The 295-nt window shown below is 66.4% G+C and carries 1 protein-coding gene; it reads left to right on the forward strand.

What is annotated here, in order from left to right:
- On the forward strand, positions 1-236 hold a 236-nt coding region (locus A6V29_RS06270), incomplete at its 5' end, for a transposase (RefSeq protein WP_170977722.1).
- Positions 237-295 lie beyond the last annotated feature (59 nt).

Raw genomic sequence — 295 nt, forward strand, 5'->3', positions numbered from 1 at the left:
TCTGGTCGACCAACCCGCTGGAACGGCTGAACAAGGAGATCAAGCGCCGCACCGACGTCGTCGGCGTCTTCCCCAACCCCGAAGCGCTGCTCCGCCTCGCCGGCGCGGTACTGGTCGAAGCCCACGACGAATGGCAGGTCTCCGACCGCCGCTACCTCTCCGAAGGCTCCATGGCCCAGCTCAACCGGCCCCAGCCAGTCGAGGAGGTGGCGCAACCGGCCCTGATCGCGTCATAGTCACCACACCGCTGACCAACACGGTGAGGACTACATCCACCACTCAGCGGGACGTCACC

The sequence above is a fragment of the Blastococcus sp. CCUG 61487 genome (assembly GCF_005222955.1).
Classification (GTDB): Bacteria; Actinomycetota; Actinomycetes; order Mycobacteriales; family Geodermatophilaceae; genus Blastococcus.